The organism is Halorubrum sp. JWXQ-INN 858, from assembly GCF_009806985.1.
In the GTDB taxonomy this organism is placed as follows: domain Archaea; phylum Halobacteriota; class Halobacteria; order Halobacteriales; family Haloferacaceae; genus Halorubrum.
Map to the genome: position 1 here is coordinate 121,608 of NZ_WUAX01000011.1, position 21,763 is coordinate 143,370.

24 protein-coding genes are annotated in these 21,763 nt (G+C 68.2%); 7 read left to right on the forward strand and 17 right to left on the reverse strand.

Going from position 1 to position 21,763, the window contains the following annotated elements; all coding sequences use genetic code 11:
* Positions 1-4: 4 nt before the first annotated feature.
* A complete protein-coding gene (locus GRS48_RS09415; protein ID WP_159485838.1) occupies positions 5-1,753 on the reverse strand; it encodes a TraB/GumN family protein in 1,749 nt (582 codons plus the stop codon).
* Positions 1,754-1,919: 166 nt separating this feature from the next.
* Here GRS48_RS09415 and GRS48_RS09420 point away from each other — a divergent pair, with 166 nt between their 5' ends.
* The 3 genes from GRS48_RS09420 to GRS48_RS09430 all read left to right on the forward strand — a co-directional run bounded on the left by GRS48_RS09420 (position 1,920) and on the right by GRS48_RS09430 (position 3,889).
* Positions 1,920-2,663, forward strand: a complete 744-nt coding sequence (locus tag GRS48_RS09420) for a helix-turn-helix domain-containing protein (RefSeq protein ID WP_159485840.1) — start codon at positions 1,920-1,922, stop codon at positions 2,661-2,663.
* A 169-nt stretch (positions 2,664-2,832) separates the two neighbouring features.
* Positions 2,833-3,294: a bifunctional nuclease family protein gene (locus GRS48_RS09425; RefSeq protein ID WP_159485842.1), complete on the forward strand. Its 462-nt coding sequence runs from the start codon at positions 2,833-2,835 to the stop codon at positions 3,292-3,294.
* Between the two features lie 112 nt (positions 3,295-3,406).
* Positions 3,407-3,889 (forward strand): acyl-CoA thioesterase, encoded by a 483-nt coding sequence (locus tag GRS48_RS09430; protein WP_159485844.1) that lies wholly within the window; start codon positions 3,407-3,409, stop codon positions 3,887-3,889.
* A 299-nt stretch (positions 3,890-4,188) separates the two neighbouring features.
* Here GRS48_RS09430 and GRS48_RS09435 read toward each other — a convergent pair whose 3' ends face one another.
* The 6 genes from GRS48_RS09435 to GRS48_RS09460 all read right to left on the reverse strand — a co-directional run bounded on the left by GRS48_RS09435 (position 4,189) and on the right by GRS48_RS09460 (position 9,123).
* Entirely contained in the window at positions 4,189-4,578 is a 390-nt protein-coding gene (locus GRS48_RS09435; RefSeq protein WP_321168408.1) for a GIY-YIG nuclease family protein, read from the reverse strand.
* An 89-nt stretch (positions 4,579-4,667) separates the two neighbouring features.
* Positions 4,668-5,102: a DUF393 domain-containing protein gene (locus GRS48_RS09440; protein WP_159485846.1), complete on the reverse strand. Its 435-nt coding sequence runs from the start codon at positions 5,100-5,102 to the stop codon at positions 4,668-4,670.
* A gap of 78 nt (positions 5,103-5,180) precedes the next feature.
* Positions 5,181-5,465 carry a hypothetical protein gene (locus GRS48_RS09445; RefSeq protein WP_159485847.1) on the reverse strand — a complete coding sequence of 95 codons (285 nt, stop codon included), beginning with the start codon at positions 5,463-5,465 and terminating at the stop codon, positions 5,181-5,183.
* Between the two features lie 101 nt (positions 5,466-5,566).
* The gene (locus tag GRS48_RS09450) at positions 5,567-6,895 is read right to left on the reverse strand and encodes a metal ABC transporter permease (RefSeq protein ID WP_159485849.1); all 1,329 of its coding nucleotides are present in this window, start codon (positions 6,893-6,895) and stop codon (positions 5,567-5,569) included.
* Complete coding sequence (locus GRS48_RS09455) at positions 6,892-7,635, reverse strand: metal ABC transporter ATP-binding protein (RefSeq protein WP_321168378.1); 744 nt, start codon at positions 7,633-7,635, stop codon at positions 6,892-6,894. The genes GRS48_RS09450 and GRS48_RS09455 overlap by 4 nt, the downstream gene beginning before the upstream one ends.
* A 105-nt stretch (positions 7,636-7,740) precedes the next feature.
* Positions 7,741-9,123: a metal ABC transporter substrate-binding protein gene (locus GRS48_RS09460; RefSeq protein WP_159485851.1), complete on the reverse strand. Its 1,383-nt coding sequence runs from the start codon at positions 9,121-9,123 to the stop codon at positions 7,741-7,743.
* Positions 9,124-9,432: 309 nt separating this feature from the next.
* Here GRS48_RS09460 and GRS48_RS09465 point away from each other — a divergent pair, with 309 nt between their 5' ends.
* On the forward strand, positions 9,433-11,043 hold the full coding sequence (locus tag GRS48_RS09465) for an HTTM domain-containing protein (RefSeq protein WP_159485853.1): 1,611 nt from the start codon (positions 9,433-9,435) through the stop codon (positions 11,041-11,043).
* Positions 11,044-11,178: 135 nt separating this feature from the next.
* Here the strand turns inward: GRS48_RS09465 and GRS48_RS09470 are convergent, their stop codons facing one another.
* The 8 genes from GRS48_RS09470 to GRS48_RS09505 form a co-directional block, all read right to left on the reverse strand.
* Positions 11,179-12,180, reverse strand: coding sequence for a hypothetical protein (locus GRS48_RS09470; RefSeq protein WP_200840244.1), 1,002 nt, complete (start codon positions 12,178-12,180; stop codon positions 11,179-11,181).
* A 268-nt stretch (positions 12,181-12,448) separates the two neighbouring features.
* The gene (locus GRS48_RS09475) at positions 12,449-12,934 is read right to left on the reverse strand and encodes a YbaK/EbsC family protein (RefSeq protein ID WP_159485855.1); all 486 of its coding nucleotides are present in this window, start codon (positions 12,932-12,934) and stop codon (positions 12,449-12,451) included.
* A 105-nt stretch (positions 12,935-13,039) separates the two neighbouring features.
* Entirely contained in the window at positions 13,040-13,552 is a 513-nt protein-coding gene (locus tag GRS48_RS09480; protein ID WP_159485857.1) for a hypothetical protein, read from the reverse strand.
* 79 nt (positions 13,553-13,631) lie between these two features.
* Positions 13,632-13,958: a transcription factor S gene (locus tag GRS48_RS09485; RefSeq protein ID WP_159485859.1), complete on the reverse strand. Its 327-nt coding sequence runs from the start codon at positions 13,956-13,958 to the stop codon at positions 13,632-13,634.
* A gap of 64 nt (positions 13,959-14,022) precedes the next feature.
* Complete coding sequence (locus GRS48_RS09490) at positions 14,023-14,280, reverse strand: hypothetical protein (RefSeq protein WP_159485861.1); 258 nt, start codon at positions 14,278-14,280, stop codon at positions 14,023-14,025.
* Positions 14,281-14,388: 108 nt separating this feature from the next.
* Positions 14,389-14,817 (reverse strand): HTH-type transcriptional regulator LrpA1, encoded by a 429-nt coding sequence (gene lrpA1, locus GRS48_RS09495; RefSeq protein ID WP_159485863.1) that lies wholly within the window; start codon positions 14,815-14,817, stop codon positions 14,389-14,391.
* Positions 14,818-14,902: 85 nt separating this feature from the next.
* Positions 14,903-15,841 carry a thiamine pyrophosphate-dependent enzyme gene (locus tag GRS48_RS09500; protein ID WP_159485865.1) on the reverse strand — a complete coding sequence of 313 codons (939 nt, stop codon included), beginning with the start codon at positions 15,839-15,841 and terminating at the stop codon, positions 14,903-14,905.
* Positions 15,842-15,843: 2 nt separating this feature from the next.
* Entirely contained in the window at positions 15,844-17,739 is a 1,896-nt protein-coding gene (locus GRS48_RS09505; protein ID WP_159485867.1) for a 2-oxoacid:acceptor oxidoreductase subunit alpha, read from the reverse strand.
* Between the two features lie 183 nt (positions 17,740-17,922).
* Here GRS48_RS09505 and dph5 point away from each other — a divergent pair, with 183 nt between their 5' ends.
* The 3 genes from dph5 (at position 17,923) to GRS48_RS09520 (ending at position 19,718) form a co-directional block, all read left to right on the forward strand.
* Positions 17,923-18,714, forward strand: a complete 792-nt coding sequence (gene dph5, locus GRS48_RS09510; protein WP_159485869.1) for a diphthine synthase — start codon at positions 17,923-17,925, stop codon at positions 18,712-18,714.
* 153 nt (positions 18,715-18,867) lie between these two features.
* Positions 18,868-19,251, forward strand: coding sequence for a cyclic nucleotide-binding/CBS domain-containing protein (locus tag GRS48_RS09515; RefSeq protein ID WP_159485871.1), 384 nt, complete (start codon positions 18,868-18,870; stop codon positions 19,249-19,251).
* A 92-nt stretch (positions 19,252-19,343) separates the two neighbouring features.
* The gene (locus GRS48_RS09520; RefSeq protein ID WP_159485873.1) at positions 19,344-19,718 is read left to right on the forward strand and encodes a cyclic nucleotide-binding/CBS domain-containing protein; all 375 of its coding nucleotides are present in this window, start codon (positions 19,344-19,346) and stop codon (positions 19,716-19,718) included.
* A gap of 35 nt (positions 19,719-19,753) precedes the next feature.
* On the opposite strand, the gene GRS48_RS09525 is transcribed toward GRS48_RS09520, so the two are convergent.
* Both GRS48_RS09525 and GRS48_RS09530 read right to left on the reverse strand, forming a co-directional pair.
* Positions 19,754-20,887, reverse strand: coding sequence for an ABC transporter ATP-binding protein (locus GRS48_RS09525; protein ID WP_159485875.1), 1,134 nt, complete (start codon positions 20,885-20,887; stop codon positions 19,754-19,756).
* A 4-nt stretch (positions 20,888-20,891) separates the two neighbouring features.
* Entirely contained in the window at positions 20,892-21,758 is an 867-nt protein-coding gene (locus GRS48_RS09530; RefSeq protein ID WP_159485877.1) for a carbohydrate ABC transporter permease, read from the reverse strand.
* Between the last annotated feature and the right edge of the window lie 5 nt (positions 21,759-21,763).

Below are 21,763 nucleotides of genomic sequence, written 5' to 3' on the forward strand. Positions count from 1 at the left end.
TCTGCTAGACTGCGGTGAGTAGCCCGCGGATCAGCTCCGCGCTGTTCTGTGCGCCCCGCACCATCAGCCGGGAGACCTCGTCGATGCTCCCGACCTCTGCGCCGAACATCGCCGGGAGGACGTAGACGGCGAAGAGGAAGCTGGCGACGATGCTGCCGACGTTCGTCATCGCGACGACCATGATGAGTTTAAACAGCGGGACGTCGAGCATCGCCGAGAGCAGCTCCGTCGGGGACTTCGTCTCGTCGCCCAGCAGCTCGTTGAGCGTCCCGATGTCGCCGACGTTCACGGTGAGGCTCCGGAGCTCGACGTAGCCCGCGAACCAGCCCGGCGCGAGCATCGGGTTGATCGACGTCATCCACGCGACCGCGCCGCCGACGCCGGCCGACGACCAGCGCGCGCCGGCGAGCTTCGCGAAGGAGAACGCGAAGACGCCGTTGATCAGGAACCACGCCCCGAACAGCCGGAGCAGGAACCCGTCGCGGACGCCAGCCATCGCCAACAGCACGAAGAACGTCACGAACGCGACGGCGATCGCGTACCCGATCGCCTTCCCCCACGGGAACCGTCGACCGGTCTCCTGGCCGACGAGGCTCTCGACCGGTGGGAGCGTCTCGGGGTTCGCGAGGTACCGCTCGATGCCGGCCCGGTGGCCCGCGCCGACCACGGCGACGACGTCGTGGCCCGCGTTCCGGAGCGCGACGAGCCGGTGGGCGATGAAGGCGTCCCGTTCGTCGATGAGCGCCTCCGCCCCGCCGGGGGAGAACTGCCGGAACTCCTCCATCATCATCGTCACCACGTCGGTGTCGGTGAGCTCCTCGATGTCGAGCCCCTCGATGCCGTCGTGTTCGGTGGCCCCGTCGCCGCCGAACGCCGAGAGCAGTGCCGCGGCAACGAGCCCGACGGTCAGCCCGAACCCGATCCCCAGCCCGAGGCTGCCGACCGCTCGGATCGTGAAGTCGCCGAGGTACGTCGCGACGAGCCCGTCGGCCACGCCGAGGACGGCCACCGCGAGCCCCGCGCCGAGCCCGAGCCCGGCCGCGGCGTACAGCCGCGCGTCCGGCGAGAGGCCCGCCTTGCCGAGCTGATCGACCGCGAGCGCGACGACGACCGCCGTCAGGGTCCCCGCCGTCACGCTCGTCAACAGTGCGCCGGTGATCCCGACCGTTCCGCCGAACAGCCCGATCGCGGGGCCGGCGAGGATCCCGACGATCAGCCCCGCCGTCAGGCCGACGACCCGCGAGTCGGTGACGCCGAACGCGAGCCCCCCGACCATCCGCAGCTTCTCGACCACGGTCATCCGCGCCCAGAACCGCTGGATCGTGGTCTGGATGTCCCGGTCGACCAAGGCGACGTCGATGCCGAGCTCCTCGGCGACGTCGATCGCGGCCTGCATGTCCGCGCCCGGTTCGATGTCGAACCGTTCGCCGAGCTGCGTCTGGACGTACGAGAGCATCCAGTAGGCGAGGAACTGGAAGACGGTGTTCCCCTTCAGCAGGTCGCTCGCGTCGAGGTCGTCGGGGGTTTCCCCCTGCATCTGTCGGTAGCGACCCTCGTCGAGCTCGACCGCGACGACGTCCGGTCGCTCCCGGGTGATCGTCTCCTCGACCTCCTCGACGGACCGCTCGGAGATGTGTGCGGTGCCGACGACGGTCACGCTACCGGGCTCGCGTCCGGCGGGTGCGTCCGCGTCGGGCGCGTCCGCGTGCGACCCCGTCGGCGGGTCGCCCGCGTGCCCGGGCGTCTCTGTCATTAGGGGTCCGTACTCCGCGACCGCGTTTAGGGCTTGTGAGTCCGACGGGCGTGAGCGCGGCACACGCGTCGACGTGGTCGGATGTGTCGGGCACACCGAGCACGTCGACGCGTTCGACCCTCACCCGTCCAACAGACTTGTATCGGTGCACGACACACGGAAGGACATGTCCCGGCTGATCCCCTCCCTGCCGGACGCCACGCCGGACGACCGGGAGCCCCGGATCGTCGGCGTCGACGACGACGAGGCGGACGAACTCATCGCCGCTCTCGGCTCCGAAACCGCGCGAAGCCTCCTCTCGGCGCTCCACGACGAGCCGGCCACGACGTCGGAGCTGGCGGCGGAGGTGGACACGTCGCTCCAGAACGTACAGTACCACCTCGGGCGGCTGTCGGACGCGGACCTCGTCGACGTCGTCGACACCGCCTACTCCGAGAAGGGGCGCGAGATGGACGTGTACGCGCCGGCCGACGACCCGTTGGTGTTGTACGCGAGCCCGCAACGCGACTCCGGCGGACTGAAAGCCGCCCTCAAGCGCTTGCTCGGCGGATACGGGCTACTGGCGGTTCTCACCCTCGTCGCGACACAGGTTCGCTTGCTGGTCGACGGCGGGCTTGGGGGGGCCGACGACGCCGCCGAGGACGGAACGGCGGACCGTCCGGCGGCCGGCGGCGCGGAGGCGGACGACGACGCCGCGGAGACGGCGGCCGACCCGGCTCCCGAGAGCGGGCGCGACGGTTTCGACGGCGTCGGCTCCGCGCTCGAAGACCCCTTCGGGTACGGCCACGCCGTGATCGACGGCGTCCTGTCGACGCTGGGGCCGGAGATCGCCCTCTTCGTGAGCGCCGCCCTCGTGTTCACCGTCGCCTGGGCGTACCGGTACCGCGACGAGTGGTACCGGGGTCAGTGACCCGCTCGAAGTCAGTGACCCGCTCGAAGTCAGTGACCCGCTCGAAGTCAGTGACCCGCTCGAAGTCAGTGACCCGCTCGAAGTCAGTAACCGGGTTCGAGGCGGGTGATCGTCGTCACCCCGTCTGCCGCGGGGACAGCTATTCATGCCGGCGCGCCGATCGGGACGTATGGAACACGAAGCCGAGGTCGTCGGGGTCGGCGCGGGCTCCGCGCCGGGCGGCGACGTCCCGGCAGTCGTCCTCTCCGTGCGCGACGTGTACGTTCCCATCTTCGTCAGTAGCGACCAGGCGCGCTCGATCGGGACCGTTCTGGAGGGCACCCCGTTCGAGCGGCCGCTCACCCACGACCTGCTCGTCGAGATGCTCACCGAGTTCGGCGGGGCCATCGACCGCGTGCGGATAGACGACCTCTCCGAGGGGACGTTCTACGCAAAGATCGACGCGGAGCGGTACGAGAACGGTCGCCCCGAGCGGTTCGTCTTCGACGCGCGCCCCTCCGACGCGCTCGCGCTGGCCGTCCGGGTCGACTGCCCGATCGTCGTCACCGACGAGGTCATCGAGGCCGCGGGTCGCCCGCCCGACTCGCTCCGCTTCGGCGACGGCGGCGACGGCGGGGACGAGGCACGGTGAGGACACGCGGGGGACGAAGCGCGGCGAGGACGCACGAGACCCGCGGCCGATCCGGAGCGGGTCGCCGTCCCGGTATCTGTAGGTTCAAGTCGGCGGCCCGCCCACGCCGTGTATGAGCGAGACGGCGACCCTCGCGGAGTCGTACACCGAGATGACGGAGCTGCTCCTGCCGAACGACACGAACAACCTCGGCCGAGCGCTCGGCGGGGCCGTGTTACACTGGATGGACATCTGCGGGGCGATCGCCGGGATGCGATTTGCGAGCCGACAGGTGGTCACCGCCTCGATGGACCACGTCGACTTCCTCTCGCCGATCGAGATGGGCGAGGTCGTCGTGATCGAGGGGTACGTGTTCAACACCGGCCGCACGAGCCTCGACGTGAAAGTCGACGTCCGCGCCGAGAACCCGAGGACCGACGAGCAGCGCCGCGCGACGACCTCGTATTTCACGTTCGTCGCGCTCGACGACGAGGGCGTTCCCACCGAGGTTCCGGACCTCGAATGCCCGACCGAGAGCGAGGCGGCGCTGCGAGCCGAAGCGATCGAGGGTCGCCGCGAACAGCTCCGAAGCGTCGTCGAACGGTACGACCTCTGAGGCGTTCGGCCCTCGCGGAGACGGCGCTGACGGGCGAACGAATTATAACGGATTGACACGTACAGCTACGGTGCCGGGGTGCCACGCGATCGGCAGCGACGTCGGGGTGACGCCGCCGGCCGGCCTGCCCGGACGGCCGGACCGCGCCCCCGGCGCTTCAGGCGACCGCTTTGCCCGGGCGGTCGCTCCCGGTGTCGCGACGGCTGCCTGCCCGGGCGGCCGTCGCGTTTTTCGCCGATCGACGCGTCGCCACGAGCTCTCGCCGGCGACGTCCCGATCCCGGTAGCGGGCCCTCAATCTCACTCGGTCGCGGCCCCGTGAGCACGGACGGCCAGGTCGGCGAGCGCGCCGACGTCGGGAGCGGTCGACAGGTGTGACACGCAGCCGCAGTCCGAGGAGCCGAACCCGTCGACCGGGCCCTCGGGGAGCCGACCCGCGACGACACACTCGACGTCGGCCCCCGCGCTTTCGATGACGCGGTCGATCCGCGTCTCCGAATGTCCGAGCAGGTGATCCACGTGCCAGTGGCGGACGTCGTGTTCGCCCGCGGCGACCCGCCGGTGGCGGTCGACCCGCGCGAATCCGCCCGTACCGAGCGCGCTACCCGTGTACGCGTACGCACCTGCGGGGAATCGATGGTCGCCGAGCGCTCCGACCGACAGGACCGTCGGCTCGGGGAGGTCGATCACGAGCGTGTACGTCCCGCCGGTCGTCGACGCGGCCCGTCCGTCGCTCCCCCCTGCGGACTCGCCGGTGGTTCCCGTCGGCTCGTCCCGGGTCACGACGCCACCGGTGGCGGGTCGCTGGCAGCTGCTCGGAGATCGTCGACGAGCATGCGCGCCTCGTCGGTCAGGTCGTACTCCTCGTGGAAGTCGTCGGGGTCGCGATCGCGCCCCGAGAGCGCGCCGACCACGCTCGCGATCCGGTCGTAGTTGTCGCGGACGAGCCCGCCGACGATCCCCGGCGTCCCGGCGCGGCCGGCGAGCTCCTCGGCGGCGGCGCGGCCGGCGTACACGCGTCCCTCCCCGGGATCGACGAACACCATCGCGAACGGGCGCGCGTCGAACTGCGCGTCGAGGAACGGGCCGACGGGGTCGGCCTCCCACGGCACCGCGACGACGCCCTCCAGCCGTTTGAGCGCGACGGCGGCGACCGAACAGTACGGGCAGTCGCCGTCGAAGACCAACACCGGCGCGTCCGTAGCCTCTCCCATGCTCCCGCTTGGGGCTCCCGACTTTTAAGCGGTCGCTCGCTTCCGTACACGTTTATAAGCGTCCGACGGTCGGCGAGTTCAGTGAGAGTGGCCGAGCGCTTCCGATAGCGGCTCGCCGAAGCGCTCCTCGAACAGCTCCTCCGCGGCCGCGTTCATCTCCTGGATGTCCGCGGGTACCTCACCCTGGCTGTGGTGAACGAGCATATGCGCCTGCTGGGCCATCGTCTGGACGACGACGTCGCTGATGACCTTGCTCTTCTGCTCGCCCTGCTCGCTGAACACGTCGACGAGTCCCGCCGGCAGCTCGAAGGTGTCCTCGTCGCCGTCGGGTCCGGTCACGGTGTACGTCTCGGTCTCTACCATGTCCGAGGATCGGAGGCACGGACATAAGCGTCTGTGGGATGCGCGTCGTCGTTCGAGCGCGTGCGGACCCTTGGCCGCGGGGTACCGATCGCCGCCGTCCCTCAGTGCATCGAGAGCGACGCGTCCCGGTCGGAGACGACGACCGCGGCGAGATACGCCCCGATAGCGATAACGATGATCGAGCCGCCCGGCGGGAGGCTCGCGCCGATGGAGACGGCGAGCCCGCCGAGGACCGCGAGCTGTCCGACGAGCACCGAGAGGTACAGGGTCTCGCGGAAGCTCCGAGCGACCTGTGAGGCGGCCGCGACCGGGATGACGAGCAGCCCGGCGACGAGGATGACGCCGAGGATCTGCATGGCACCGACGACGACCGTCGCGGTCATCACGATGAGCAGGGCGTTGTAACGGTCGACGTTCAGGCGAGCGACGTGTGCGGCGCGCTCGTCGAACGTAATGAAGAGGAACTGCTTGTAGTTGTAAACGACTAGCGCGACGACCACGACCGTGAGCACGGCGACGAGGCGCGCGCCGGTGGCGGTCACGATGGCGAGGCTCCCGAAGAGGAAGTCCTCGATGTCGATGGCGATGGCGACGAACTCGCGGCTCCAGCTGATAACGAGCGTCCCGACCGCGAAGCTCCCCGTCAACACGATGGCGATTGGCACGTCGCCGTAGCTGTCGGTTCGGTCCACGAGCCACTGCAGCCCGATCGCGCTCGCCGCACTCACGACCAGCGCGACGAGCAGGAGCGTGCCGCCGGAGCCGAAGGCGGCGACCGCCCCGCCGGCGAGGCCTGCCCCGAACGCGATAAAGAGCATCCCGAACGCGACGCCGGCGAACGCGGTGTGTGCGAGCGTCTCGCCGATGAGCGCCATCTGCCGGTGGACGAGGAACGCGCCGACGATCGGGCCGACGATCCCGATCAGGACGCCGGTCGCGGCCGCCCGCCAGACGAACGGATGCCGAAAGACGTTGGTGCCGAGGTAGAAGTCCGCCCACTCGCCCAGGACCAGGAAGCCGGCGAACCACGACCCGGCGAGTGCTCCGGTTGCGCCGGGGGCGTCCCGGAGCCAGTCGAGCGCGAGGAACGCCAGCATCCCGACGGCGAGCGCGGCCACGAGCCCGACGCCGACGAGCTCGACGATCTCCCGCAGGGAACGACCGCCACCGGGCGTCTCGAACGCGTCCACGTCCGCGCCAGCCGCCGCGGCCGTCACGTCGCCGCCGTCGCCGGCGATCCCGTCCCCGGAACCGCCGTCCGTCGTCCGATCCGTTCCCCTTACGTCGTCACGGCCGCGATCGTCGCCGTTGTCGTGGCCGTCACCGTGACCGTCGCCGTTGTCGTGGCCGTCATCGCGAACGTCGTCACGGTCGTGACTGTCGCCGTGATCGTGGCTGTGACCGCCGTCGTGGTCGTGTTCCTCGCTCATGGGTGGTCGTGTTCGATGATGCCGCTGCTTCGCCCGTACGCGTCCGCGAGCGCGTCGCTCTCGAGGAACGAGACGGTGTCGCCGTGGTGGTACAGCTCGACGTTGATACAGGCGACGGTGTCGACGTGTTTCGTGAGGACGCCGATGTCGTGTTCGATCAGGACGATCGTCATCCCACCGGCGTTCAGCTCGTCGAGGAGGTCGTAAAACCGGTCACGCGAGTTCGCGTCGATGCCCACCGTCGGCTCGTCGAGCGCGAGAACGTCGGCCTCGGAGGCGAGCGCACGGGCGATGAACGCCCGCTGGCGCTGCCCGCCCGAGAGCGCGCTCACGCGCCGGTCCGCGAGGCCGTCGACGTCGACCGTCCGCATCGCCTCCGCGGCGATCTCCCGGTCGCGGTCGGTGAGCCGCGCTCGGCCGGCGTGTGCGAACCGCCCCATCAACACGGTCTCACGGACCGTTACCGGCATCGCGTCGCCACGGTCGGCCGCCCGCTGACCGACGTACCCGATCCGTTCGCCGGCCGTGAACTCGTGTGCGGGCTCGCCGAACAACGAGACGGTTCCGGAATCGGGCTCGCTGAGCCCCAACATGAGATGTAGTAGGGTCGTCTTCCCGGAGCCGTTCGGCCCGATCAACCCGAGGAACTCCCCGGGGTCGACCCTGAGCGAGACGTCGTCTACCGCGACCGTCTCTCCGTAGCTGAACGTGGCGTCCGTGACGTCGATGACCGGGGTCACTGTGATCGCCTCGGGGGGCGTGTCCTCATTACTCCACCTATCCGTCCCCGTCCGTGTCCGCTCCGTCCCCGTCCGTGTCGCCGGACCAGCCGACGGGCGTCCCCCTCACGCATCGAGGGCCTTCCGGAGCGACGGTACGTTGATCTCCTCCATCTGTTCGACCCATCCCCACCCCTCCTCCTGCCACGTCGCGGTGATCCCTTCGGCGGGCGTCAACGGCTCGGCGTTCTCGACGTTCGTGTTCTCGAAGATCACCTCTACCATCTGGGGCACGTCCGTCTCGGGATCGGGTGCCTCGAAGGGGTCGTACAGCACCGTGTGGATGTCGCGTTCCTCGATGACCTCGATGAGGTCGGCGATGTCCTCGAAGGACTCGGCGGCGTCCGGGGAGATGCCGGTCGGGGTCCGGAGCTCGAATCCGTACCGCCGCTCGAGGTACCGGAAGGAGTCGTGACCGGCGAGGACGGCCACCTCGCGGTCCGCCTCCTCATCGATGGCCTCGAACTCGCGGTGGACCGTGTCCATCCGCTCGGCGTACGCGGCCGCGTTCTCCTCGTAGTGGTCGGCGTTGTCGGGGTCCAGCTCGACGAGCGCGTCGCGGATCCCCCCGACCATCTCCTGACCGAGGACGGGGTCGATCCAGACGTGGGGGTCGTGGAACTCGGTCGCGCCCGTCGCGTCCTCCTCGATCACCTCGAAGGGGGCGGGTTCGGCCGCGGTGTCGTAGATGACCTCGTCGCCCTCGATCACCTCGAACACGACGGCGGTCCGACCCGTCTCCACGCCGGTGAACTCCACCTGGCGACCGTGTGCGTTGATATCAACGTTCTCGGGTTCCCCGTCGGCGACCCGCGCGTCGACCCGGTAGCGCTCCCCGTCGCCCAGCGGGACCACGCGGCCCTGGTCGTCCTCGATGACGATCCCGACGGGCACCATCGAGCCGACGGGGACGTCGGGGACCCCGCCGTGCCAGTGCTCCGTGTGCCAGTAGCCGAGCTGGTCGTCCGACCGGAGGTCGTAGATGTCGAACTCGTCGAGCCGCAGGCTCTCGGGCGGGTAGTCGTGGCCGTAGTCGGGGGCGGGGAGTGCGCCGGAGTCGAACCCGATGAGGTGCGGACCGAGCCCGTCGAGCAGGTCGTAGGTCACGACGTCGTCGTAGTCGCGGTCGAGCTCCGCGGCGACCTCCTGTGCCCAAGAGAACTCGGGCGTGTCGAGGTAGAAGAACGCGCGGGTGGAGGCGATGTCGCGCGCGAGGTTACCGTCCGGACTCCAGCCGTGACCCATCTGCCCGACCGACACCGGGTTGGTGAACCCGAACCGGTCGCCCGCTACCTGCTCGGCCCAGTCCTGGATGGTAAAGAACGAGGTGTACCCCGCGTTCTCCGCGCTCTCGTCGGTGGGGCTACCCAGCCCGAGACAGCCGGCTGCGGCCACCACGGCCGCGGATCCAGCGCCGGCACGGAGGAGCGCCCGCCTCGTTGGTTGCATACGCACCCGTTGTGCGGTTACGACTAAAAGCGTTATTATAAGATGGCAGGGTGTTAATAAACATCGGCGGTCGGGTGTCTACCCGTGTCACCCATCGGCGCTCTCGACGCCTCCGGACCGTTATTATAAATATCCTGCACGTAGATATATGATAGCCGACAACCGGTCCGTAACCGATCGGGCGGTCGGGACGCGCTTCGGACCGGCCGTCGTCGACCCGACCGCCCGGGAGAAGTGACCGATGATCCCGACACGAACACCGACGATCCCTCGCCTCGACGGGCACGCCGACGGGGACTGGTCACGAGTATGAGCACCGCTCCGCGGATCGCCCGAGTCGCACGGGTCGTGCGGGTCGCGACGCGACGGCTTCGGCGATTCCTCGTTCGGTGTTTCACCGTGGACACGCGGTCGCTCGCGACGTTCCGGGTGTTCCTCGGGCTGCTCGTGATCGCCGACCTCGGGCTGCGTTCGCGCAACTTCTCGTTTTATTATACGGACACGGGGATCGTCCCGCAGGAACTCGCCGAACGCGGGACGGCCGACGGCGCGATATCGATATACTACCTGACGAGCGAGACGGAGCTGATCGCGGCCCTGATGGTCGTCCAGGCGCTCGTCGCGCTCGCGATGGTGGTTGGGTATCGGACCCGGGCGGCGACCGTCGTCTCGTTCCTGTTCGTCGTCTCGCTCGACCACCACAACCCGTTCGTGTTGAGCTACGCCGACACCCTGTTCCGGCTGTTGTTCTTCTGGGCGATGTTCCTCCCGCTCGGCGAGCGCTGGTCGGTCGACGCGCTCCACCGCGGCGGAGCGCCTCGAGACACCGTCGCGGGGCTCGCGACCGCGTTCGCGCTCTCACAGATGGTGTTCATGTACCTCCTCAACGGGATCCACAAGTCGATGTCGCCGCTGTGGCGAAGCGGCGACGCCGCGCCGCTCGTGTTCGGGATCGACGAGATGACGTTCCTGATCGGCGACCTGCTGCGGGCCGTCCCGACGCTGATCTCCTACGGTGGGCTGCTCTGGTTTTACATGTTGCTCGCGTCGCTGCTGTTGGTCCTGTTTACCGGGCGGGCCCGAGTCGCGATGGTCGCGCTCTTTTTCGTCGGCCACGCCTCGTTCGCGCTGACGGTCCGGATCGGCGCGTTCGCGTACGTGGCGATGGCCGGGCTGACCCTGTTCTTGCAGCCGGCGTTCTGGCGGGACGCCGGACGGATCGCCCGGCTCATTGGCGTCGATCCGACGCGGGTTCACGGGACGGTCCGCGATCGCGTCGGGGAACCGCTCGCGGCGGCCCTTCCCGCGTTCCGCGTCGTGCCCGACCGCGTCGCGCGGGTCCGGTCGATCGCATACACGCTCGCGATCGGCGCGGTGGTGGTCGCGCTCGCGCTCGTCGTCGCCGTGTTCCTGCTCAACGTCGGGGCCGTCATCGACGGAAACTACGACCAGAACGCCCTCAACGACGAGGTGGCCGCTCACCCCGCGGGCGAGCACGTCGTCACCGTCGCGGAGGCGGTCGGGATCGACCAGCCGGAGTGGAGCGTCTTTGCGCCCAGCCCGCGAACGACCGACCGGTACTACGTCTTCGGTGCCCGAACCGTCGAGGGCGATCGGCTCGACGTCTACAACGACCGCCCGTTCACGTGGGACCGCCCGGGCGACGAGCTACAGCGACAACACGACACCTACCGGCAGCGCTTCTTCATGAACAGCGTCCGGCGAGGAGCCGTCGGCGGCGAGCTCACCCGTAACTACGGCGAGCATCTCTGTGCCACGTACGCCGCGGAGCACGGGATCGAGCTGACGCACATCAGCATGTTCGAGGTGACCGAGACGATCACCTTCGAGACGGTCGACGACCCGGCCGGTCGAGAGAGCGAGCGCGACCACTTCCACCGACACGTCTGCGGGGGATGAGACCTCCTCAGCGGATCGACACGGGGAAGGGGTGAAACGCGACGCGGCCGGACGGATCGGATGATATCTTGAAACGCCGGCACCGCGAAGGCGTGCGGCCGGTTCGGTCGTTCCCGCCTTCTCCTCCCGACCAGGTTACGAGTCGGGCGTCAGCTCGACGACGACGCGCCCGTGGTCGGCCTCGGCGACCACGTAGCGGTCGATCTCGGCACAGGCGTCCACGCCCTCCTCCTCGTGGCGAACGTGCCCTTCGTGCACCGTGGCGGTCCCACCGTTCGTGAAGAAGCCGAACGTGCTGTCGGCACCGTGGTCGTGGTCGTCGTCGTGACCGTGATCGTCGTGGTCGTCGTCGTGGCCGTGATCGTCGTGGTCGTCGTCGTGGCCGTGATCGTCGTGGTCGTCGTCGTGGCCGTGATCGTCGTGATCGTCGTCGTGGCCGTGGTCGTCGTGATCGTCGTCGTGGCCGTGGTCGTCGTGATCGTCGTCGTGGCCGTGGTCGTCGTGATCGTCGTCGTGGCCGTCATCCTCGGACTCGAACACAACGTATCCTGACTCGCCCTCGAAACTCACGTCGTACGGCTGGTGGGTCGAAGAGATCGTCGGCGCGTCGTCGGGCGAGCTACCCGCCGTTACGGATTCACCCCCGTCGAACTCGAGGTGACCACAGGCGTGATCGATCTCGTCCCCGCTGAGTTCGCCGTCATGGCCGTGGTCGTCGTCGTGACCGTGATCGTCGTGGTCGTCGTCGTGGCCGTGGTCGTCGTGGTCGTCGTCGTGACCGTGATCGTCGTGGTCGTCGTCGTGGCCGTGGTCGTCGTCGTGATCGTGGTCGTCGTGGTCGTCGTCGTGGCCGTGGTCGTCGTCGTGATCGTGGTCGTCGTGGTCGTCGTCGTGGCCGTGGTCGTCGTGATCGTCGTGATCGTCGTATCCACCGACGCCCTCGACGAGCAGGGTGACGCTCGCCGGCGAGGGATCGTCGTGGTCGTCGTGGTCATCGTCATCAGAACCGACATCTCCGCTGGTCGTCGAGTCGGGCTGCTCATCGTCTGCACATCCAGCAAGCGCGACCGTACCGAGGGCGGCCGAGCCGAGCAGCACACGACGGCGCGATGCGTTGAACCGATCGTTGTCGTCCATACGTCCGAGATGGGTGTAGCGACTCAAAAGAGTTGTTATCTATGAGTGTATTTTTATTATCTTGTGTGGTCTAAGGTTAGTCAAGTTATTAACTAGGTGCGGAGACACCGCCGCACGCCGTTCCCGGGAGCGGGACGGTCGCGAGGCTCGATGGCCCCAGGATACGACCGCACCACGTCCGGGTCAGGGTCGAGAGAAAGCGGCGAATCCCCGGCTCGCCGATCCGCTGGACCGCGACTCGTCGGGCAACCGTCGTCCGCCCGACGCCTCACTCGGTCAGGTCGACCACGGTCGCGTCCGCGAGCTCGACCAGGTCCTCGGGATCTATCGCGAACAGCGCGCTCGGGGTGCCCGCGGCCCCGTACACGACGTCGAACTCCAACAGCGTGGGATCGAGAACCGTCGGCACGGCGGCGTCGTGACAGATCGGCGGGACGCCGCCGATGCTCCAGCCGATCACGTCGCGGATCGCGTCGGGATCGCCCATCGACGCGCCGTCCGCGCCGTAGTGGTCGGCGACCGCGTCGAGGTCGAGCCGGTTCGCCCCGCTCGTGATCGCGGCGACGAGCGCGCCGTCCCGCTCGCCGCCCGCCAGCGACACCACGATCGTGGACGCGATCGCCGCGGTGTCACACCCGACCGCGTCGGCCGCCGCGGCGGCCGTCTTCGTCCCCTCGTCGAACTCGCGGACGTCGACGTCGATCCCGTACCGATCCCGCGCCTGCTCGGCGAACTCCGCTGCGCGTTCGTGCATACAGCCGTTCATCGACGGTGCGTTTCTTAAAAGGGCGGAAGTCGGATCCGGGGGATCGGCGGACCGGGCGGTCAGAGCAGTGAACCGCTCACGTCAGCCGACCGCTTACCGCGCTCGGACGGCCCGAACGAGGCCCAAGAGCCGCGTTCGAGCCGCCGCGGGGTCGTCGTCGATCCGGTACGCGCCGCCCGCGAGCAGGTACTCGCCGGCCTCCCACACCGCGAGCAGCGCCTCGATCGGGACGGGGTCGCCGGCCACGACACAGCGCCCGCGAAACGTCGAGCACGTCGCCGGCGACGCGGCCGGATCGTCCACGAGGACCTCGCGGTCCCCCCGGTGGTCGAGCCTGTCGACGTCGCGCTCCGCGAGCGTCTCCCGGAACCCGTCGCGTGCGCCCCGTTCGACGATCCGGGTCAGGAGGGCGTTCGGCGGGACGTCGGGACGGATCCGGAGCCGGCTGGCGAAGAAGAACGGCCGCGGCTCCGGGTCGGCGGCGGGCTCGTACCGGACCGTCCGCGCGGTCACCGAGACGGGGCCGGCGACGAACGGCCGCTCGGTCGTCTCCGCGACCCGCTCCCACCCGGCGAGGCGGGCGTCGCGAACGACGGGCGGGTCCATACCGTACGGGTTCGTCGGTGAAACACTTAAAAGACAGCCGCGGGACGGGGGAACGCCGCCCCGCGTCGACGCACCGGGGTCAGTGGTCGTCCTCGCGCCACTTGTGTTCACACTCCGTGCAGACGAAAAAGCGCGTCTCGGACTCGTCGGCCGAGCGGATCTGCTGCATGTACCAATACGCCTGATCGTGTCCACACTCGGGACAGTGGGTGGTCGTCCTCGGCAGTCCCTTGTCCTCGGCGTCGCTGACGTCGATGATCTCGGATTCCTCCTGTGTCTCGGTGATCCAGGCGTCCTCCTCGGCTTCCTCGTCGCGACCGGTTTCGTGGCCACAGGAGCCACACACCCAGTGGTCCTCCCCCTCGCCGGACTTCATCATCGAGCCGCACTCGTCGCAGAACTTCATGCCGAAACCAACCGGGGATCGTATATAAACGACGGGATCCGGCGCGTGTCTCGAGGCGAGGCGATCAGGCGTCCCCGTCCGACTGTCCGGGCTCGCCGAGGGCCTCGATGGGAAGCACGTTCTGGAGCGCGACGAAGACGTCCTCGGACCCGTTGAAGGAGTCCTGATCGACCGCCTCGATCAGGTCGCCGAGGTCGTCCTCGCCGTCGGCGTACAGCACGGTGGTCCCCGCGTACGCCTCGGCCAGCTCCTCGCGTGACGCCGGGTACGATCCGTCCTCGAGCCGTCCCTCCAGCCGCGAGAGGTTGATCTCATCGCTCATGTCGGGACCGACGCTCTCCGAGGGGATAAAACCGGCAGGCGTTTCCGGGGCTACGAGCGTGGTCGCGAACGGTTCAGGGTGAATGAGCGGTTCGATGGCGGCCGAACGCTACTTCAGCCGTTCCTGCAGGAAGGAGGGGTGGGCCGCGGTGACGCCGTCGACCGCGAGCAGCAGATCGGAGATGACGTCACCGAGCTCGTCGCCGTCGGCGGCGCGGACCTCCGCCATCAACATGTGGTCGCCCGAGGACGTGTACAGCGAGTTCACCTCGTCGAGCGCCTTCAGCGCGCGCGTCGCCTCGACGTACTTCCCGGAGTCGACGTCCATCCCGACCAACGCGATCGACTGGGAGGCGAGCTTCTTCGGGTCGACGTCGGCCGAGTAGCCGACGATGACCCCGTCCTCTTCGAGCTTGCTCACGTACTTGCGAACCGTCGGCTTCGAGACCTCTGCCCGGTTCGCGATCTCCGCACAGGACGCCTGTGCGTCGTCCTCCAACACGGAGAGGATCCGTTCCTCCGTCGATACGGCGCTCATGACAGTCCGTTTGTCGCCACAGAAAAAATACCTTGCGAACCCGTAAAGGCCCGGCGTCGATCCGACGGCGGGCGTACGGGCCGCCTCAGGCGTGCTTCCCGACGAACCGGTCGTACGAGCGCTCCCACTCGTAGTCGTCGTCCCAGTACCGCTCCGCGAGCGGCTCCTCGGGCATCTCGCCGATCGCGCGTTTCTCCTGACCGTAGGAGGGGCGGTCCTCGTCGACGTAGTAGCGGCCGGTGAGCACCTTCCCCTCGTTGAGGGATTCTTCGGTCTCGCGCATCATCTCCGCGGCCTCGACGCGGTCGGTCGGGTCGAAGTCGTAGTCGTCCGACTCGTTGACGTCGATGTACGGGACGTACTGCCGGGCGTCCTTGTTCCAGGTCGGACACTGGGTGAGGAAGTCGACGTGCGCGAAGCCGTCGTGCTCCATCGCCTCGATGAGGATCTCCTTCGCCTGGTTCGGGTTGACCGCCGCCGTGCGGGCGACGTACGACGCGCCGGCGTTGAGCGACAGCGAGAGCGGCTTGAGCGGCTCCTTGGCGCTGCCGTGAGGCTGCGTCTTCGACTTGTGGCCCTTCGGGCTCGTCGGGGACGTCTGCCCCTTCGTCAGCCCGAAGATCTCGTTGTTGAAGACGATGTACGTCATGTCGTGGTTCTCCCGGGCGGTGTGAATGAAGTGGTTCCCGCCGATCCCGTAGCCGTCGCCGTCGCCACCGGCGGCGATCACTTCGAGGCCGGGGTTGGCGAGCTTCGCCGCGCGGGCCACGGGCAGCGAGCGACCGTGGATCGTGTGGAACCCGTACGTGTCGAGGTAGCTGTTCAGCTTCCCCGAACAGCCGATCCCGGTACACAGCAGGGTCTCCTCGGGGGAGCGGCCGATCTCCGGAAGCGCCTGTTTCAGCGCCTTGAGGACGCTGAAGTCACCACAGCCGGGACACCACGTGGGCTGCGGCTCGACGCCGGGGGTGTACTCGTCGCGGTCGATCTCGCGTTCCTCGTTGATGGCTGAGAATGCGCTCATGGTTAGTCACCTGCCGTGGGGACGAAAGTGGTCTGATGGTTGGGTGCCTCCGCGTCGCCCTCGACGACGACGGCCTCGAAGCCGTCGACGATCTCGGCCGGCTCGAAGGGGTTCCCGTTGTACTTCAGCAGGCTCGATAGCTTCTCGCCGTACTGGCCGAGGTTCTTCTGGACGAGCCCGCGGAACTGGCCGGACGCCGTCATCTCGACGACGAGCACCTCGTCGACGCTCTGGATGAACGCCTCGACCTCGTCGCTCGGGAACGGCAGCATGTCCGAGACGCCGAGCGACTTCACCGAGTGGCCGGCGTCGTTGAGCCGGTCGACCGCCTCCTCGACGGTCCCCTGCTGGCTGCCGAACGTCATGATCCCGTACTCGGCCTCGTCGGGGCCGTAGAACGCGCTCGTGGGTTCGCTGTCGAGGTCGGCGCGGATCGCCTCGAGCTTCTGCGTCCGCCGGTCGATCTGCGCGATGCGGTTGTCCGCGTCCTCACAGATGTGGCCGGTCGGGTCGTGTTCGTTGCCGGTCGCGAGGTAGCGTCCGCCCTTCTGGCCGGGGATCGACCGCGGCGGGACGCCGTCCTCGACGTCGTGCTGGAAGCGGTGGAACTTCCCGTCGGCCGAGTGCGGCTCATCGGCGAGTTCGTCCTCGGTGAGCGTGTTGCCGAGCGCCGGGTTGGGCTCGCGGTCGAAGTGGCTCTTCGGGACGTTCATCAGCTCTCCGCCGAGCTTCTGGTCGTACAGCAGGATCGACGGGATCTGGTACTCGTAGGCGAGCCGGAAGGCGAGCCGCGACTGGTCGTACGCCTCCTCGACGGTCCCGGGCGCGATAACGACGCGCTGGGAGTCCCCCTGGGAGGTGTACAGGACGTGTTCGAGGTCGGACTGCTCCGGCTTGGTCGGCATCCCCGTGGAGGGGCCCGCACGCATCGCTTCGATGAGTACGACCGGCGTCTCGGTCATCTCCGCGAGCCCGAGCGGCTCGGACATGAGCGCGAAGCCGCCGCCCGAGGAGCCGGACATCGCCTTCACGCCGGCGTGCGAGGCACCGACCGCGAGCGCGGCCGCCGCGATCTCGTCTTCGACCTGCTCGGAGATCCCGCCCAGCTCGGGCAGGTTCTGGGTCATGATCGTGAACACTTCGGTCCACGGCGTCATGGGGTAGCCGGCAATGAAGCGACAGCCCTCGTCGATCGCGCCGTAGGCGATCGCGTCGGAGCCGGACATGAGCAGCTGTTCCTCGTCGTGTTCGCCGGTCGGGACGGAGACGTCGTGTGCGTCGACGTCGTGCTCCTCGCGGACCTGGTCGTACGCGATATGGAGGATCTCGAGGTTGGGGTCGAGGATCTTCTCCGGCATCGCGTCGCGCATGAGCTCCTCGACGTGGTCGAGGTCCATGCCGGTGAGCGCGCAGGTCGCGCCGACGCCCGCGGTGTTCCGCATGACTTCACGACCCTGCTCGCGGGCGAGCCCGCGCAGGTCGAGCGGGTAGACGTGCCAGTCGTTCTCCTCGGCACGTTCCTCGAAGTCGGGGATCTCGGAGGCGTCGAGGAGCCCCTCGTCGTAGACGATGACGCCGCCCTCGCGGAGCTCGTCGAGGTTCTCCGAGAGCGGTTTGATCTCCTCGTTCCCGTAGACGGCTTCCTCCTGCGGGTTCCGTGCGAACGAGTCGCCGAGCGCCAGCAGGAAGTTGTAGCCGTCGCCGCGTGACTTCACCGGGTCCGCCGCCGCGCGGATCTCCGTATACGTGTGACCACCACGGATCCGCGACGGGTAGTGCCGATGCGTGAACACGTTGAGCCCGGATCGCATCAGGGCTTTCGCGAAGTTCTGGCTGGTGGAAGCGATCCCGTCGCCGGATCCTCCCGAAATCCGCCAGATGAGTTCTTGGTCAGTCATAGTATGGATCTGGGCCCTTCCACAGGCCTAGTGGATCGAAGTTACGTCGGTCACCTCTTAGGGCTTGCTATGGAATCACAAGGAACGATTATGAGGGATTTGCCGGTCCCCCGTCCATCGCCTGCCGATCCCCCGTCCGTCCCCTTTCGCGCCCTTTTACTCGCCGCCCCCCCGAACGCGGGTATGCTCACGTTCATCGGGCTCGGCCTCTACGACGAGCGGTCCATCACCGTCGAGGGACGGGAAGCGCTCCGGACGTCCGACCGGGTCTTCGCGGAGTTCTACACGAGCCGCCTCGTCGGCGCCGACGTGGTGGACCTCGAAGCGTACCACGGCGTCGACATCGAAGTCCGCCCTCGGGAGGGCGTCGAACAGGACCCCGAGGCGATACTCGAGGCGGCCGCGACCGGCGACGCGGCGTTCCTCACCGCGGGCGACACCATGATCTCGACGACGCACACCGACCTCCGGCTGCGCGCCGAGCGGCGGGGGATCGAGACGCGCGTGATCCACGGGGTGACCGCACAGTCGGCCGCCTCCAGCCTCACCGGGCTCCAGAACTACCGGTTCGGCAAGGCGGTCACCCTCCCGTTCCCGTACGCACACGGCGGCGACGACGTCCCCGGAAGCGTCGTCGAGACGATCGAGGCGAACCGCGAGCGCGGCCTCCACACCGTCGTCTACCTCGACATCAAGGTCGGCACCGGGCCGACCGGTCCCGACCCGGACCACGAGGAGTACATGACCGCCGACTACGCGGCCGATCTGCTCGCCGACGGGTGGGACGACGTCCTCGCGGTGGCGGTCGCCCGCGCCGGCTCGCCGGACGCGGTCGTCGCCGCCGACCGGCTCTCCGCGCTCGCGACCCGGGAGTTCGGCGACCCCCTCCACCTGCTCGTGATCCCCGGCGACCTCCACCACGTCGAGGCCGAGGCGCTGTCGGGGCTCGCGGGCGCTCCCGACGACCTCCTGTAGCGGACGAGTTCGTTCACGACCTAACCCGCCCTCGCCTCTTCGCCCCTGATACCCGTCCTCGCCCCTTCGCCCCTGACGCCCGCCCTCGCCCGAGCGACCGTCCCCGCCGGCCGGCCGATCGATTGATATCGTTGCACTGTGTTACCACGAGCCATGGAAGACGTGTTCGTCGCCCGGCTCATGTCCACCGACCTCGTCACCGTCGACGACGACGCCACGGTCGCGACGGCGGCGCAGCGGATGCTCGAGGAGGGGGTCAGTTCGATCCTCGTCGTCGACGAGGACCGGCGGCTCGCGGGGCTGCTCACCGCGACCGACTTCGTCAGGCTCGTGCGCGAGAACGACCCCGAGGACGAGACGCCCGTCGCCGCGTGTATGACCGTCGACGTGGTGACTGCCGATCCACAGGACACGCTCGACGACCTCGCGGAGTTAACCGAGCACGGCTACACCCACTTGCCGGTCACGACCGACGATAACGAGGTCGTCGGGATGGTGTCGACCACCGACGTCACCGCGTACCTCGTCGACCGGTAGGTCGGGCGACCCCCGTCCTTCGCGAACGATCAAGCACCGGCAACGTCTCGCCCCGTCGAAACAGCCATGTGCTATGCTATCATGAACTGCGTATGGACCCGAACGACCGGACCCGCGTCTCGGAGGTAATGTCGACCCCGTTGGAAACGATCGCGCCGGACGCGTCGATACAGGAGGCCGCCCGACGGATGCGCGAGAAGGACATCAGCGCGTTGGTGGTGACGACGGGGCCGCGGTCGATCGTGACACAGTCCGACGTCATCGGTGCCGTCGCCGACGGGCTGTCCGTCGAGGAGACGCCGGTGAGCGACGTGATGACGCGCGAGGTCGAAACCGTCACTCCGGACCTGCTCATGGAGGAGGTGGCGGCGATGATGACGATGTACGGCGTGAAACACCTCCCGGTCGTCGAGGACGACTACGTCGGGATGGTGTCGTCGACCGACGTAACTGCACACCTCTCCTGACCACCCGAGCAGGGGCTTCCGAACCGCCCGCCTCGCTACCGTGCGGCGGTCTCGGCGGCTTGGTCCTGCTCCGGCGTCGAGGAGTGGTACAGCGCCTCGCCCGTCTCGCCGTCGAAGAGGTGGAGACGGTCGGGGTCCGTGCCGAACTCCACGCGCTCGCCGCCCGACAGCGTCGACCGGGCGGAGATCTGGAACTTCATCAGCGTCCCGTCGACGTCGCCGTGTAACAGCATCCGGTCGCCGTGCGGCTCCGTCACGGAGACGTTCGCGACGACCCGGTTGTCGGCGGCGGCGGCCGCCTGCGAGAGGTCCTCGGGACGGACCCCGAACTCGAGCGTCCGCCCGACGAGCGGCTCGAGGCCGCCCGTCTCGGGGAGCCGGACGCGGACGTCCTCGCCGACCGCGTAGACGGCGTCGCCCTCCTCGACGACCTCGACCGGGACCGTGTTCATCGCGGGGCTCCCGATGAACTCCGCGACGAACCGGTTGGCCGGGAAGTCGTAGAGGTGCTGTGGGCGTGCGACCTGTTGCAGCTCGCCGGCGTCCATCACGGCGACGCGGTCGCCCAGCGTCATCGCCTCCGTCTGGTCGTGGGTGACGTACACCGTCGTCGTCTCCAGCTCCTCGTGGAGCTTGCTCAGCTCCGCGCGCATCTGGATGCGGAGCTTGGCGTCGAGGTTCGAGAGCGGCTCGTCCATCAGCAGGTACTCCGGATCGCGCACCAGCGACCGCCCGATGGCGACCCGCTGGCGCTCGCCGCCGGAGAGCGCTTTCGGTTTGCGGCCGAGCAGGTCCTCGATGTCGAGGATCGACGCCGCCTCGGCGACGCGCGATTCGATCTCCTCGTCGGTGTAGTCGCCGGCCGACTTCATGCCGAAGGTCATGTTGCGCTTGGCCGTCATGTGCGGGTAGAGCGCGTAATTCTGGAACACCATCGCGACGTTCCGGTCCCGCGGTTCGAGGTGTGTCAGCTCGCGGTCGTCGGCGTGGATCGAGCCGTCGGTCACGGTCTCGAGCCCGGAGAGCATCCGGAGGGTCGTCGACTTGCCGCAGCCGGACGGACCGACCAACACCAGGAACTCGCCGTCCCTGATGGTCAAGTCGATCCCGTTGACCGCCGTTACGTCCTCGAACCGTTTCGTGATATCCGTGAGTTGTATCTCCGTCATGGTTTCACTTCTGTTGGACCCCGAACGTCTCGAGTAGGGGTTTTCGGAACGCGATCAACGCGAGAAGCGGCGGGATCAGGGTGATGATCGCGCCGGCCATCACGATGGACCACTGCAGTTCGCCGGCCTGGATGTCTCCCTGAAGCAGGGTGATCCCGACCTGTGTCACCTGCTGGCTCTGTGAGTCGATGATGACGAGCGGCCAGAGGTACTGGTTCCACGCGTAGATGAACATGATCACGGAGACGCCCGCGAGCATGCCTTTCGACATCGGGATCAGGACGTACACGAGGAACTTCAGGGGGCCGACGCCGTCGAGCTTCGCCGTCTCGACGATCGACTCGGGGATCGACAGGAAGTGCTGGCGCAACAGGAACACCGTCGTCGCGCTCGCGAGGTAGGGGATCGTCAACGCCAGCATGCTGTTGTACCAGCCGAGGTCCGTCACGATGTTGAAAAGCGGGACGAACCGCACCGGGACCGGCAACATCAGCGTAAAGAGGATGAGCAGGAACATCAGGTTCTTGAACGGGAACCGGTAGTAGACGATGGCGAGCGCCGCCAGAAGCGAGATGGCGAGCTTGCCGACCACGATGATAGTGGACATCACGAAGGAGTTCCACATGTACACCGCGAAGTTGTAGTCCGTCATCACCGTGTAGTAGTTGTGGACCATGTGACTGCCCGGGAGCAGGTCCGCCGGGCTCGTGATGACGCCGCGCTGCTGGGTGCTCACGAGCAGCGCGATCAGGATGGGGAGCGCCATGAGCAGCACCGCGGTGAACAGGCCGAGGTGAACCAGCAGCTTGTCGGTGTCCGTGTTCTCGCCGGTCAGTTCGTCGACGTACGCCGTGGGATTACTGAGACTCATCGAAT